This window comes from Variovorax sp. Root434, assembly GCF_001426595.1.
Taxonomy (GTDB): domain Bacteria; phylum Pseudomonadota; class Gammaproteobacteria; order Burkholderiales; family Burkholderiaceae_C; genus Variovorax.
In genome coordinates, this window is record NZ_LMEK01000001.1 from 455,312 (window position 1) to 468,694 (window position 13,383).

17 protein-coding genes are annotated in these 13,383 nt (G+C 67.6%); 10 read left to right on the forward strand and 7 right to left on the reverse strand.

Going from position 1 to position 13,383, the window contains the following annotated elements:
- Positions 1-17: 17 nt before the first annotated feature.
- The 5 genes from ASD05_RS02100 to purM all read right to left on the reverse strand — a co-directional run bounded on the left by ASD05_RS02100 (position 18) and on the right by purM (position 4,469).
- Positions 18-1,019: a GlxA family transcriptional regulator gene (locus tag ASD05_RS02100; protein ID WP_056586937.1), complete on the reverse strand. Its 1,002-nt coding sequence runs from the start codon at positions 1,017-1,019 to the stop codon at positions 18-20.
- Entirely contained in the window at positions 983-1,603 is a 621-nt protein-coding gene (locus ASD05_RS02105) for a DJ-1/PfpI family protein (protein WP_056586940.1), read from the reverse strand. The genes ASD05_RS02100 and ASD05_RS02105 overlap by 37 nt, the downstream gene beginning before the upstream one ends.
- Positions 1,600-2,172, reverse strand: coding sequence for a cysteine hydrolase family protein (locus tag ASD05_RS02110; RefSeq protein ID WP_056586943.1), 573 nt, complete (start codon positions 2,170-2,172; stop codon positions 1,600-1,602). The genes ASD05_RS02105 and ASD05_RS02110 overlap by 4 nt, the downstream gene beginning before the upstream one ends.
- Positions 2,173-2,292: 120 nt before the next feature.
- The gene (locus tag ASD05_RS02115; protein WP_200955374.1) at positions 2,293-3,378 is read right to left on the reverse strand and encodes an AI-2E family transporter; all 1,086 of its coding nucleotides are present in this window, start codon (positions 3,376-3,378) and stop codon (positions 2,293-2,295) included.
- 50 nt (positions 3,379-3,428) lie between these two features.
- Positions 3,429-4,469 carry a phosphoribosylformylglycinamidine cyclo-ligase gene (purM, locus tag ASD05_RS02120; protein WP_056586946.1) on the reverse strand — a complete coding sequence of 347 codons (1,041 nt, stop codon included), beginning with the start codon at positions 4,467-4,469 and terminating at the stop codon, positions 3,429-3,431.
- 140 nt (positions 4,470-4,609) lie between these two features.
- Here purM and hda point away from each other — a divergent pair, with 140 nt between their 5' ends.
- From hda to ASD05_RS02150, 6 genes are all read left to right on the forward strand, one after another.
- Complete coding sequence (gene hda / locus ASD05_RS02125; protein WP_235505650.1) at positions 4,610-5,296, forward strand: DnaA regulatory inactivator Hda; 687 nt, start codon at positions 4,610-4,612, stop codon at positions 5,294-5,296.
- Between the two features lie 26 nt (positions 5,297-5,322).
- A complete protein-coding gene (gene pcnB / locus ASD05_RS02130) occupies positions 5,323-6,954 on the forward strand; it encodes a polynucleotide adenylyltransferase PcnB (protein ID WP_056586949.1) in 1,632 nt (543 codons plus the stop codon).
- Positions 6,951-7,607: a 2-amino-4-hydroxy-6-hydroxymethyldihydropteridine diphosphokinase gene (folK, locus tag ASD05_RS02135; RefSeq protein WP_082571937.1), complete on the forward strand. Its 657-nt coding sequence runs from the start codon at positions 6,951-6,953 to the stop codon at positions 7,605-7,607. Before pcnB ends, folK begins: the two co-directional genes overlap by 4 nt.
- 13 nt (positions 7,608-7,620) lie before the next feature.
- The gene (locus tag ASD05_RS02140; protein WP_056586953.1) at positions 7,621-8,229 is read left to right on the forward strand and encodes a trimeric intracellular cation channel family protein; all 609 of its coding nucleotides are present in this window, start codon (positions 7,621-7,623) and stop codon (positions 8,227-8,229) included.
- Positions 8,230-8,354: 125 nt separating this feature from the next.
- On the forward strand, positions 8,355-8,999 hold the full coding sequence (locus ASD05_RS02145) for a DUF47 domain-containing protein (protein ID WP_007831315.1): 645 nt from the start codon (positions 8,355-8,357) through the stop codon (positions 8,997-8,999).
- A 14-nt stretch (positions 9,000-9,013) separates the two neighbouring features.
- Positions 9,014-10,024: an inorganic phosphate transporter gene (locus tag ASD05_RS02150; RefSeq protein WP_056586956.1), complete on the forward strand. Its 1,011-nt coding sequence runs from the start codon at positions 9,014-9,016 to the stop codon at positions 10,022-10,024.
- 3 nt (positions 10,025-10,027) lie between these two features.
- Here ASD05_RS02150 and ASD05_RS02155 read toward each other — a convergent pair whose 3' ends face one another.
- Both ASD05_RS02155 and ASD05_RS02160 read right to left on the reverse strand, forming a co-directional pair.
- Positions 10,028-10,474 (reverse strand): TM2 domain-containing protein, encoded by a 447-nt coding sequence (locus ASD05_RS02155; protein ID WP_056586960.1) that lies wholly within the window; start codon positions 10,472-10,474, stop codon positions 10,028-10,030.
- 7 nt (positions 10,475-10,481) lie between these two features.
- Positions 10,482-11,006 carry a GNAT family N-acetyltransferase gene (locus ASD05_RS02160; protein WP_056586963.1) on the reverse strand — a complete coding sequence of 175 codons (525 nt, stop codon included), beginning with the start codon at positions 11,004-11,006 and terminating at the stop codon, positions 10,482-10,484.
- Positions 11,007-11,186: 180 nt separating this feature from the next.
- Here ASD05_RS02160 and rpsP point away from each other — a divergent pair, with 180 nt between their 5' ends.
- The 4 genes from rpsP to rplS all read left to right on the forward strand — a co-directional run bounded on the left by rpsP (position 11,187) and on the right by rplS (position 13,272).
- Positions 11,187-11,450 carry a 30S ribosomal protein S16 gene (gene rpsP / locus ASD05_RS02165; RefSeq protein ID WP_007831311.1) on the forward strand — a complete coding sequence of 88 codons (264 nt, stop codon included), beginning with the start codon at positions 11,187-11,189 and terminating at the stop codon, positions 11,448-11,450.
- A gap of 16 nt (positions 11,451-11,466) precedes the next feature.
- Positions 11,467-12,021 carry a ribosome maturation factor RimM gene (gene rimM, locus ASD05_RS02170; protein ID WP_056586966.1) on the forward strand — a complete coding sequence of 185 codons (555 nt, stop codon included), beginning with the start codon at positions 11,467-11,469 and terminating at the stop codon, positions 12,019-12,021.
- Between the two features lie 16 nt (positions 12,022-12,037).
- Positions 12,038-12,784, forward strand: a complete 747-nt coding sequence (trmD, locus tag ASD05_RS02175; RefSeq protein WP_056586969.1) for a tRNA (guanosine(37)-N1)-methyltransferase TrmD — start codon at positions 12,038-12,040, stop codon at positions 12,782-12,784.
- A gap of 110 nt (positions 12,785-12,894) precedes the next feature.
- Entirely contained in the window at positions 12,895-13,272 is a 378-nt protein-coding gene (gene rplS, locus ASD05_RS02180) for a 50S ribosomal protein L19 (RefSeq protein ID WP_007831302.1), read from the forward strand.
- Positions 13,273-13,383 lie beyond the last annotated feature (111 nt).

The following is a 13,383-nucleotide window of genomic DNA, read 5'->3' on the forward strand; positions in this document are numbered from 1 at the left end:
CGCATCTCGAACACCCGTCAGGTTTTCAGCGGTGCATTCGCCTCGGACGGCGAACCCGGCAAGCCGAACTGGTGCCACGCGCGACGCAGTTGCGTATCGGAGCCGAAGCCCGACAGTTCCGCCGCTCGCGTGACGTTCGCACCCGAAGCCAGTGCCAGTTGCGCGGCCGCCAGCCGCAGCCGGCGCAGGTACGCCAGTGGTGCCACGCCCGCATGCTCGACGAACAGGCGCGTGAGATGCCGCGCCGAGGTGTGCGCCACCTCCGCCATGCGCGGCACGCTCCACTCGGCCTGAGGCTGTTCGCTGACCGCGTCCTGCACCCGGTGCAGCGCGGCGTGCAGGTGGTTGCGGTAGGCGAGAAAGGGCGACAGCTCCGGATCGTTCGGGCCGCGCCGCAGCGCCACCACCATGGTCTGCGCCACCTGAGCCGCGAGGGCTTCGCCGCAGATCTCGCCGATGCGGTGCAGCACGAGGTCGATGCCGGTCGTGACGCCCGCGCTGCTGTAGAGCGGCGGGTCGATCACGAAGACGCGGTTGGCCACCACGTCGCAGCGTGGCTCCGCCGTGCGCAGTTCGTCCAGGTGATGGTGGTGTGTGGTGGCGCGTCGGCCCGCGAGCGCGCCGGCATGCGCCGCGAGCACGGCGCCGGCGCAGATCGTCACCAGCTCCAGCCGGCCGCGCTCGAAGCGCAGGCCGCGCAGCCAGTGCAACAGGTCTTGCGCCTCGGGGTTGTCGATGGCGATGCTGTTCCCGGGCAGGCCGACCAGCACCACCCAGGCCGGGCTGTCCCACCGCGTGGGCAGCGACGCCAGCCCGGTGAGCGCAACGCCGACCGAGCTGAGGGAATCGGGCCGGGGGCTCGCGAACTCGATCGTGAAGCGCTCAGGCTGGCCCATTGCGCGCAGCCGCTGGTTGGCGATGCGCAGGGCCTCGGCCGGCCCGGCCCAGTCGAGCACCAGGCTGCCGGGCAGGAGCGCGAAGACTACGCGGATGGGCTGTTGCTGCTGTTGTGGGTCCATGCGTAGTCCATCTGGCGCGCGGTGCGCTCGGCCAGTTCGCGTCCGGCGAGGCGTTCGACCAGGTGCAGGCTCATGTCGATGCCCGCGCTGATGCCGGCCGAGCTGACGATGCGGCCGCTGTCGACCCAGCGCACGCTTTCGCGCACGTCGAGTCGTGGAAACTGCGTGCGCAGGTCGGCGATGTCTTCCCAGTGCGTAGTGACCGCTTGGTACGTGACCACGCCGCTCTTCGCGAGCAGGAAGGCACCGGTGCAGACCGATGCCACGAGCTGCGCGCCGGCTGCGCTTTCCGCGATCCAGCGCAAGGTGTCGGGGCAGGCCATCGGCACATCGACCACGCCGCCGGGAACGATCAATACGTCGGCTTTCGGGCTGCCTTCGAGCGTGTGGTCGGCCAGCAGGCGAAGGCCCGCGCGCGCCTGCACGGGCGATGCCTGTGCGACCGAGGCCACCTCGAACGGCGCGGCCGTGCCGGGCTGCATCCGTTGGCTGACGCGGCTGGCGGTGGTGAACACCTCGAAGGGGCCGGCGAAGTCGAGTGCCTCGACGCCGTCGTAGGCCAGGATCAGAACGCGCAGGCTCATGCGCTCGCCTTCGCGCCGGCGCGTTCCAGCGCCTGCGCCACGCTGCAGACCGTCGCGAACCGGCCGTGCAGCACGGTGGCGGTGCGCGCCTTGATGTCGGCGGCGGCCAGCGGCCGGCCGTCGGGCTGGGTCATGTCGAAGGTCAGGGTGGCGTCGGTCACGTAGTCGACTTCCCAGCCCAGGTCCGAGGCGTGGCGCGTGGTGGTTTCGCAGCACTGTTCGGTACGGATACCGCTCACGATGAGCCGGCCGATGCCGTTCTGCGTGAGCCAGATGTCGAGTCCGCTGTTGACCAGCGCGCTGTGCCGGTGCTTGGTGAAGGTGGCCGCGGCCTCGAAATCAGCCAGGCCTTCGATGGGCCGGATGTGGCCCGATTCGACCGCGAAGGGATTGCTCGCGTCGGCTGGTTCGTCGACGTGGAAGACCCGCACGATCGGCGTGCCGGCGGCGGCGCAACCTGCGATGAGCGCGTTCTGCGCGGCGAGGTAGGGAGCGGCCTGGCGTTCGTCCCAGTAGGGGCGCTGGCGAAACGACGCCTGGGCGTCAATCACAATCAGACAGGTTTTCATGGTGGTGGCTCGCAAGGGCGGAATGGATGATGCCGCCTATTCTTGTGCGTTGCCAGCCCATGGTCCGTTCGGGGGCGGACCAGAATCGATCAGATCAGGACATCGTCAGGCGCCGTCTTTTCAGACCAGCGCCGCCGCCTGCAGCTCTTTCTTCAGGTACGCGTAATACAGCGGCGCCGCCACCAGCCCGGCCGGACCGAACACCGCCTCGGCCACGAACATCACGGCCAGCAGCTCCCACACGCTCATCTGCGTGCGCGCGCCGACCACCTTGGCGTTGATGACGTACTCGGCCTTGTGGATCACGATCAGGAAGATCAGGCAGGCCAGTGCCGTGACCGGCGACACCGAAAGACCCACCAGCGTGATCACCGAGTTGCAGACCAGGTTGCCCACGATCGGCACCAGCCCGGCCAGGAAGGTGAGGGTGATGAGCGCCGGCGTATACGGCAGGTGCGCGCCCCACAGCGGCATGACGAACAGCAGGAAGATGGCGGTCAGCAGCGTGTTGAAGGCCGCGATCCAGAACTGGGCCGCCACGATCTGGCCGAAGGCCTCGCCGAAGGTCTGCACGCGCTGGTGCAGCTGCTCGGCCAGCGGCAGCCGGCGCAGCGGCGCGTGCGACACGGCGGCCAGGCTGCCCACGATCAGGCCCACGTACGAAAACAGGATGCCGTGCAGCCAGGCGCGCCCGGCGACGGCCAGCGAACCGGCCTGCGCGCGCAGGTAGTTGGCGATCACGCGCTGGATCTCGGCGGCGCCTTCGGGCAGGTAGACCGCGATCTCGACCGGCAGCTTGGAGCGCAGCTCGAGCACCGTGCGCGCCGTGTAGTCGAGCAGCTCGCGGTACTGGTCGGGCGCGTCGACGATGTATTCGCGGGCTTGCGACAGCAGCAGCGTGATCAGCGCAATCGGCCCCACCAGCACGAGGACGACGGCCAGCACGCCGGCCCAGCCATTGGTGCGCTGGCTGCTGGGTGCCGGAATGCGCCGCGTGTCGCCAGCCAGCAGCCGCGCGAACCACCGCGTGGCCAGGAAGCCGATGCACACGCAGAGCAATCCTGGCAGCAGGTGCTCCCACATCACCAGCATCAGCGTTCCCAGCATCAGCAGGTAGCTTGCGATCGTCACGCCGCGCGAGGCTGTGGCGCGGTGGATGGGGACCGTCGGAACGGCGGTGGTGACGGGTTGCGGCTTCTTGGCCATCCGGGGGTGTCAGGCGCTCTGTTCGGGAAAGTGGAAGGTGCGGCCGCCGCTCAGCCGACGACCACCGCGGCGCCTTCGCCGCGCGCGGCGATCACGCCGATCTCGTGCACCGATTCGCCGGCGGCGCGCAGCGTGGCGGCGCAGGCGGCGGCTTCTGCCGCATCGATCACCACGACCATGCCGATGCCGTTATTGAAGGTGCGGTTCATCTCGATGTCGTCGATACCGGCCACCTTCTGCAGCCAGGCGAACAGCTCCGTCTGCGGCCAGCTGCCCTTCTTGAGGTGGGCGGCCGTGCCTTCGGGCAGCACGCGCGGGATGTTCTCGAGCAGGCCGCCGCCGGTGATGTGGGCCAGCGCCTTGATCGGGTGCTTGGCCAGCGCCTCGAGCACCGGCTTCACGTAGAGGTGGGTAGGTTCCATCACGGCTTCGCGGAAGGGCTTGCCGTCGAGCGTGGCGGGCAAATCGGCGCCGGCACGCTCGATCACCTTGCGCACGAGGCTGAAACCGTTGGAATGCACGCCGGCCGAGGCCAGGCCCAGCACCACGTCGCCGGGCTTGACGTTCTGGCCCGTGAGGATCTTCGACTTCTCGACCGCGCCGACCGCGAAGCCCGCGAGGTCGTATTCGCCGGCCGGGTACATGCCGGGCATTTCGGCGGTTTCGCCTCCGATGAGGGCGCAACCCGACAGCTCGCAGCCGCGCGCGATGCCGCCGATGACGGCCGCGGCCGTGTCGACTTCGAGCTTGCCGCAGGCGAAGTAGTCGAGGAAGAACAGGGGCTCGGCGCCCTGCACCAGCACGTCGTTGACGCTCATGGCCACGAGGTCGATGCCGACCGTATCGTGCATGTTCCATTCGAAAGCCAGCTTGAGCTTGGTGCCCACGCCGTCGGTGCCGCTCACCAGCACCGGCTCCTTGTAGCGCTTGGGCACCTCGAACAGGGCGCCGAAGCCGCCGATGCCGGCCAGCACGCCCTCGCGCAGGGTTTTCTTGGCCAGCGGCTTGATGCGGTCGATCAGCGCGTCGCCGGCATCGATGTCGACACCGGCGTCCTTGTAGCTGAGCGGGGTGGGCGTGGAGGAGGTCATGGGTGGTCGAGGTCGGGAGGGACGCGAAAGGATGCGGAGAGTAGGAGCGGAAGGCGGCTCCGGTAACCATGTTGGCCGGGCCGATAGAATTCCTCACGATTTTAAGGGCCCTCGCGGCCCCCTCCATGAACCTTCCCGGGATGAAACAGCTCGCGCTCGATATCGGCATTGCGACGGGCCCCAGCTTCGACGCCTTTTTTGCCGGCCCCAACGAGGCGGCGCTGCGGCACCTGCAAGTGTGGGTGGGCGGCGCCGGCAGCCCTGCGCTGCACTCGCCGGTGCCCACCTATCTGTGGGGCGAAGGCGGCAGCGGCAAGACCCATCTGCTCGAATCGGTGCGTGTCGCACTGCGCGAGCAGGGCGCCAGCGTGGGCTGGCTGCACGCCGGTCTGCTGGAGCCGCCCGAGTTCGACGAGCGCTGGGGCGCCGTGCTGCTCGACGACGTCCACCTCTATACCGCCGTGCAGCAGCACGCGGCCTTCAACTGGTTTGTCAACGCCCAGACCCTGCAGCGCGGCGTGGTCGCCGCCGGCGCCCTGCCGCCGGCCGACCTGCCGCTGCGCGAAGACCTGCGCACCCGCCTCGGCTGGGGCCACGTGTTCCACTTGCAGGTGCTGAGCGAAAGCGAACGCCGCGCGGTGCTGCGCCAGGCCGCCGACGCGCGCGGCGTGATGTTGTCCGACGAAGTGCTCGACTACATGCTGCACCGCTTCAGCCGCGACCTCGGCAGCCTGATGGAACTGCTCACGCAGCTCGACGGCTATGCCCTGCAGACGCAACGCGCGATCACCATTCCACTGATCCGCTCCATGCTCGAGAACGAATAAAGAGCGAACAAGGCTTTCAACCAACAATGATCAAGAAATTCATCGACAAGCTGCTCGGCAAGAACGCCGGCAGCGCACAGGGCAAGAGCCGCTTCGGCAAGCGCCAGGAGGTGCCGGCAGAGGTTCACAAGATCGATCCGGCCCTGGTCGACGAACGCGCGAAGAACGTGGTCACCACGCTGCAGCAGGCCGGCTACGAGGCCTACGTGGTGGGCGGCGCGGTGCGCGACCTGCTGCTGGGGCTGCGACCGAAAGACTTCGACGTGGCCACCAACGCCACGCCCGAGCAGGTCAAGTCGCTGTTCCGCCGCGCCTTCATCATCGGGCGGCGCTTTCGCATCGTGCACGTGGTGTACGGCCGTGGGCGCGAGCACGAGGTGATCGAGGTCTCGACCTTCCGCGCCTACATGGACAACGCCGCCGCCGAGCAGGTCGCGGGCAATGAGCGAACCAGCAAGGGCGAGCTCGCGAGCATGAAGCACGCGGTGGACGCCAGTGGCCGGGTGCTGCGCGACAACGTCTGGGGCCCGCAGGATGAAGACGCGGCACGCCGCGACTTCACCGTGAACGCCATGTACTACGACCCGGCCAACCAGGTCGTGGTCGACTATCACAACGGCATCAAGGACGCCCAGAAGCTCACGCTGCGCATGATCGGCGACCCGGCCACGCGCTACCGCGAAGACCCGGTGCGCATCATTCGTGCCATCCGCTTCTCGGCCAAGCTCGCCGCGCTGGGCTTCAAGATAGAAACCAAGACGGCGGCTCCGCTGGTCGAATCGAGCAAGCTGCTGGCCGACGTGCCGCAGAGCCGCCTGTTCGACGAGATGCTCAAGCTGCTGCAGACCGGCCACGCCGTTGCGACGGTCGAGCAACTGAACAAGCTCGGCCTGGCCCGCGGCATCTACCCGCTGCTCGACGTGGTCGTCGAGCGCGCCGACCAGCCCTTCGTGAAGGCTGCCCTGCAGGACACCGACCGCCGCGTCGGCGAAGGCAAGCCCGTGGCGCCCAGCTTCCTGCTGGCCTGCGTGCTGTGGGCCGACGTGCGCGACGGCTGGGCCCAGCGCCAGGAGGGCCGGCACGGCCAGCGCGCGCAACCGCCGTTCCCGGCGTTGCAGGACGCCATCGACGACGTGTTCAACGCGCGTATCGGCGATGTCTCGGGCCGCGGCAAGCTGGCCGCCGACATGCGCGAGATCTGGATGATGCAGCCGCGCTTCGACAAGCGCACCGGCTCCACGCCCTACAGCCTGGTCGAGCAGGCGCGCTTCCGCGCCGCCTTCGATTTCATGCGCCTGCGCGCCGACGTGGGTGAAGTCGGCGAGGCGATTGCCGAGTGGTGGCAGGAGTTCAGCACCGCCGACGACGTGCGCCGGCAGGACCTGCTGGAGCAGGTGCGCGAAGAGCAGAAGGTGCGCCAGCGCGTGCGGGTGCGCGACCCCGCGCCAGCACCCGCACCGGCCAGGCCCCGCAACGAGCCGGCCGCCCGCCTGAACGACCATGCCGAGTCGGACGACGAGGTCGAAGTCGAAGCCGGTGCCGTGCCGCCCGATGGTGAAGCTGCCGCGCCGCGCAAGCGCCGGCGCCGCCGCAAGCCGCGTCCCGCAGGCGGTAGTGGTGGCGGAGGCGGAGGCGGCGGCAACGCTGCTGGCGAATGAGCACGTCCGACCGGCCGAAGGACGGCAAGAAGAGCTCCGCAGCCAAGACAACGGGCAAGAAGCCCGCGCCGGCGCCGCGTGCTGGCGCCAAGCCGCCGTCCTCATCGGCCGGTGCCAGGAGCGGCCCGCCCGCGCGCCGTGCGCCTGCCGGTGCTCCCGTTCGTCGCCCGCGCGGTCCGCGCGAGGACTACCCGACCGTACAGGCTTTCGTCGCCATCGGCGCCAATCTGGGCGATGCCGAAGCGGCCGTGAAAGCCGCCATGGCCGCGATCGGTGCGCTGCAGCGCACCCAGGTCACTGCCCGATCATCGCTCTATCGCAGCGAGCCGGTGGACGCCGAGGGGCCTGACTTCATCAACGCCGTGGTGGCCGTGCGCACCGGCCTCGACGCCGAGCAGTTTCTCGTGGCGTTGCAACGCCTGGAAACGCTGGCCGGCCGCGAGCGGCCCTTTCCCAATGCGCCGCGCACGCTCGATCTCGATCTGCTGATGCACGGCAATTCGGTGATCGACACGCCGGCACTGACCCTGCCGCACCCTCGCATGCGCGAGCGCGCCTTCGTGCTGAAGCCGCTTGCCGAAATCGCGCCCGACAAGGTGCCGCGCGCGGCGCTGGCACGGGTCACGGGCCAGGTGGTCAAGCGCATCGTCTGACGACGCAAAGGCCGTGCTGCTCTACGTCCTCGATCTCGCCGGTGTGGCGGTCTTCGCGGTCAGTGGGGCATTGGCGGCCGGCCACGCGGGCCTCGACTGGCTCGGCGTGGTGGTGATCGCTTCGGTCACCGCGGTGGGCGGCGGCACGTTGCGCGACCTGCTGCTCGACCGCCACCCGGTGTTCTGGATTCGCGACACCCGCTACAGCTACGTGATCCTGGCGGCGGCGGTGTTCACCATTGCGTGGGCACACCTGATGCCGCTGCCCGAGCACGCGCTGGCCGTGGCTGACGCGCTGGGGCTCGGCCTGTTCGCCATCACCGGTGCGCAAGTGGCCGAAGAGCGGCGCCTGCCGGCCGTCATCGTGATGCTGGTCGGCACCATGACCGGTGCGGCCGGCGGCCTGCTGCGCGACGTGTTCACCGCCCACGTTCCTCTGCTGCTGAGCAGCGGCATCTACGGCTCCGCCGCCATTGCGGGCATTGCGGCCTACCTGCTGCTGCAGGCGGCCGGAACCCCGCGGCGCTGGGCTTTTCATGCCGGCGTGCTGCTGATCGTGGCGCTTCGCCTGGGTGGCATCTACGGCGGCTGGCACCTGCCGGTGCTGCGCTTGCCGGCCTGAATTTCGGGCCTTTCAGCGGCTTTGAAAACCCGGTCCGGCCGGACCGGACCCGCGCGCCCGTTAAACTTCGCCGGTTTTTCATGAAGGCGTCATGAAATCGTGATTGACGCACCCCAGGAGTTTCCATGTTCGGCAAGCTGCTGCCCCGCGAGGGCAATTTCTTCGAGATGTTCAACCAGCACGCCGAGCGCATCGTCGAGGCAGCGCGCGCGTTCGAACAACTGGTCGCCAACTACAACGACGTGCACCTGCGCGAGCAGTACAACCGCGACGTCGACAACGCCGAGCGGGCCGCCGACCGCGTGACGCACGACGTCAACCGGCTGATCCACAAGACCTTCATCACGCCCATCGACCGCGAGCAGATCCACAAGCTCATCAACACGATGGACGACGTGGCCGACCTGATTCAGGACTCTGCCGAGACCATGGCGCTGTACGACGTGCGCCACATGACCGAAGAGATCGTGCGCCTCACGGCCCTGAGCGTGAAGTGCTGCGACCGCCTGAAGGACGCCGTCAAGTTCCTCGGCAAGATCGCCGACCCGGCCGTGGCCGAGGCCACGCTGAAGACCTGCGAGGAAATCGATCGCCTCGAGTCGGACGCCGATCGCGTGATGCGCAGCGCCATGAGCAAGTTGTTCCGCGAGGAGCCCGACGTGCGCGAGGTGATCAAGCTCAAGGCGATCTACGAGCTGCTGGAAACGATCACCGACAAGTGCGAGGACGTGGCCAACGTGATCGAGGGCATCGTCCTCGAGAATTCCTGAGCGGGTAGCGACCGATGGCAACGGTTCAGGTCGCCCTCTGGGTGGTGATAGTGCTGGTCGTGCTCGCGATCCTGTTCGACTTCATGAACGGGTTCCACGACGCCGCCAATTCGATCGCGACGGTGGTGTCCACCGGGGTGCTCAAGCCGGGGCAGGCCGTGGTGTTCGCGGCCTTCTTCAACCTGATCGCGATCTTCATCTTCCACCTGAGCGTGGCCGCGACCGTGGGCAAGGGCATTGCCCAGCCGGGAGTGGTCGACGTGCATGTGGTGTTCGGCGCGCTCGTCGGCGCCATCAGCTGGAACCTCGTGACCTGGTACTACGGCATCCCGAGCAGCTCGTCGCACGCGCTGATCGGCGGCATCGTGGGCGCGGTGATTTCCAAGACCGGCACCAGCGGACTGGTCGCCGGGGGCATCTGGAAGACGGTGGCTTTCATCTTCGTTTCGCCGCTGCTCGGCTTCGTGCTGGGTTCGATGATGATGGTGCTGGTCGCCTGGGGCTTCCGGCGTGCCACGCCTTCGCGGGTGGACCGCTGGTTCCGGCGGCTCCAGCTGGTTTCGGCCGGCGCCTACAGCCTGGGCCACGGCGGCAACGATGCGCAGAAGACCATCGGCATCATCTGGATGCTGCTGATCGCCACCGGCTATGCCAACGCCGGGGACGCGAGCCCGCCGACCTGGACCATCGTGAGCTGCTATACCGCGATCGCGCTGGGCACCATGTTCGGCGGCTGGCGCATCGTGAAGACGATGGGCCAGAAGATCACCAAGCTCAAGCCCGTCGGCGGCTTCTGCGCCGAAACGGGTGGAGCGCTGACGCTGTTCCTGGCGACGGCGCTGGGCATTCCGGTGTCGACCACGCACACCATCACCGGCGCCATCGTCGGCGTCGGGTCCGCGCAGCGTGCGAGCGCGGTGCGCTGGGGCGTGGCGGGCAACATCGTGTGGGCGTGGATCTTCACGATCCCCGCTTCGGCCTTCGTCGCCGCAATCGCCTACTGGATCAGCCTGCAGGTGTTCTGACGGCTACTGGGAGATTTTCCGGCCCTCTTCGATCTGGTGTTCGAAGTAGCGCTGGAAGCTGAACACGATGCTGGCCATCAGGATCGTGCTGCCGAAGAAAAGGGCCATCACCACTGCACCGATGGTGAACCAGTTCGTACGGCCCGGTTCGGCGTCGGCCGGTGCGCCGGTGTTGTAGCGGGTGTTCCATTTCTCGGGCGTCATCAGGCCATAGACAATGGCCGTCAGCGCGCAGCCCGCGATGGTGAAGCCCAGCAGCGGGATCAGCGCCCAGCTCAGCCCGTCGTCCACGCCGTACATGCGCACGCGCTCGATGCCGTAGATGCCCAGTGCCGTGGGAATGGGCAGCAGCCAGCCGAGCCAGTCGCCCATGCCGCGCAGGTAGAAGCGGTGCAGACCCAGCGGGCCGCCGAGGAAGGAGAGCCAGGCGGCGGTGGTCTTGTTTTTCATTCGGGTGTCACTCGGGGCGGGTGGTGCTGCCTTCGCCAAGCACTTTCTCCATCAATACGACGTCGCGCCATTCGCCGAACTTCCAGCCGCAGTCTTTCAGCACGCCCACGTGCGTGAAGCCCTGGCTGCGGTGCACGCCGACCGAGCCTGCATTGGTCGAGTCGCCGATCACCGCGATCAGCTTGCGCACGCCGGCCGCTTCGGCCGCCTGCGACAGCGCCGCGAGCAGCTTGGCGCCGAGCCCCTTGCCGCGTGCTGACTCCGACATGTAGATCGAGTCTTCGGCCGAAAAACGGTAGGCCGGGCGCGGCTTGAACCAGTTGCAGTAGGCAAAACCCAACACTTCGCCATCTTCTTCGGCCACGAGGTACGGCAGGTTCTTGCCCAGTACGTCGGCACGGCGCGCGCTCATGTCGGCAGGTGAAGGCGGCTCTGTTTCGAAGGTGCCGGTGCCGTGCAGCACGTGATGGGCGTAGATGGAGGTGATGGCTGCGATGTCTTCTTCGTGGCTGGGGCGGATGGTGAGGGGCATGCGTGTGGAAGCGGATGGCGCAAGGCCGGAATTCGGAGAAAACGCGGGACGGGCTATAATCGCGGGCTTTTCAGCGTGTCGCTGGCCGGGTGGCCATGTCGCGTGTCTCGACGCTGGAAGAACATTGTGAGCGGGCCTTTTCTTCATCCACAAGGCCTGCTGACCACCCAAGGATAAATCATGGTCGTCATTCGACTCTCCCGCGGCGGCTCCAAAGGCCGTCCGTTCTTCAACATCGTCGTGTCGGACAAGCGCGTTCGCCGCGATGGCCGTTTCATCGAGCGCCTGGGTTTCTACAACCCAACCGCCAAGGAAAACGAAGAAAGCATCCGTATCGCCCAGGACCGCCTGGCGTACTGGAAGAGCGTTGGCGCACAAGCTTCGCCCACCGTTCTGCGCCTGATCAAGCAAGCCGCTGCCGCGGCTCCCAAGGCGGCGGCCTAAGCCGTCCCGCACGGCGATGCTGCCCGCACTCGAAACCGCCGAATTGCCGGCGGATGCGATTGAAGTAGGGCGCATCGCCGATGCATGGGGCATCAAGGGCTGGTTCAAGGTCCTGCCCCATAGCGCCCAGCCCGAGGCGCTTTTTTCTTCCAAGCGCTGGTTCCTGCAAGCTCCCGGAGCTGCTGCGAACGCCGCTTTCCGGCTCGCGATCCGCGAAGCCAAAGAACATTCCGACTGCATCGTCGCCACGTCCGACGATGTGCCAGACCGCAACGCAGCCGAGGCGCTGCGCGGTGCGCGCGTGTTCGTGCCGCGTTCGAGTTTTCCAACGGCCGGCGACGACGAGTACTACTGGGTCGACCTGATCGGCCTGTCGGTGGTCAATCGCGAAGGCGTCGTGCTTGGCACGGTGCGCGAGCTGCTCGCCACCGGTCCGCAGACCACGCTGGTGCTGACCGCCGAAGAAGACGGCAAGGCCATCGAACGGATGGTGCCTTTCGTCTCGGTCTTCGTCGACAAGGTCGATCTGCCGGGCCGGCTCATCACGGTCGACTGGCAACCCGATTTCTGATCCGAGGCCTGCGCGCATGCGCTTCGACGTCCTCACGCTCTTCCCCGAACTGTTCGCTCCCTTCATGGCCAGCGGCGTGACGCGCCGTGCCTACGAGTCGAAGCAGGTCGAGGTCGTTCTGTGGAATCCGCGCGACTTCGCGCAGGGCAACTACAAGCGCGTGGACGATCGCCCCTTCGGCGGTGGTCCCGGCATGGTGATGATGGCGGAGCCGCTTGCGGCCTGCCTCGATGCGGCGCTGGCGGCGCGCGGCGCGCAAGCTCCCGTGGTGCTGTTCTCGCCCATCGGCGAGGCGTTGCGCCATGAATCGGTCGAGCGCTGGTCGGCAAGCGACGGTGCGGTGCTGATCTGCGGGCGCTACGAAGGCATCGACCAGCGTTTCATCGATGCACGCGTCACCCATCAGGTCAGCCTTGGCGATTTCGTGCTCTCCGGCGGCGAGATCGCTGCCATGGCGCTGCTGGATGCCGTCGCGCGGCTGCAGCCCGGGGTGCTCGGCGACGAGGCCAGCCACGTGCAGGACAGCTTCAACCCGGCGCTCGACGGCCTGCTCGACTGCCCGCACTACACGCGGCCCGAGCAGTGGAACGGGCAGGGCGTGCCGGCGCCGCTGCTCTCGGGCCATCATGCCCAGATTGAGCGCTGGCGGCGCGACCAGCGACTGGCCATCACGGCTGCGCGGCGCCCCGAACTGATCGATGCGGCCCGGGCGGCGGGGCGTCTTGGCAAGGCCGATGAGGCCGCGCTGAAAAAAAAGCTATAATCCCGGGTTCCCCGATCCTCTGCCCGGCCGCGCCCGGTCTTCTTGCGGTTGTCCCGCGAAAGTCCAAGGCGCCTTTTGTGTAGCCCGGCACGATCGAACATCAGGAAATCATGAACCTCATCCAGACCCTCGAGCAGGAAGAAATCGCCCGTCTCGGCAAGACCATCCCCGATTTCATGCCCGGTGACACGGTCATCGTCAGCGTGAACGTCGTCGAAGGCACCCGCAAGCGCGTGCAGGCCTACGAAGGCGTCGTGATCGCCAAGCGCAACCGTGGCCTCAACAGCGGCTTCACCGTGCGCAAGATCTCCAGCGGCGAAGGCGTGGAGCGTACGTTCCAGACCTACAGCCCGCTGATCGCCGGCATCGAAGTCAAGCGCCGCGGCGATGTGCGCCGCGCCAAGCTGTACTACCTGCGCGACCGCAGCGGCCGTTCGGCACGCATCAAGGAAAAGCTGCCGAGCAAGTCGACGGCTGCTGCCAAGTAAGCAGTTCGCCTTCGTGCAAGAAAGCCGCCGCTCTGGCGGCTTTTTGCATTGTTGCTCCCGCTCAAAGACAACTTTTCATTTTTCCGCTCTACTTCTTCCATCCGGCTCCGG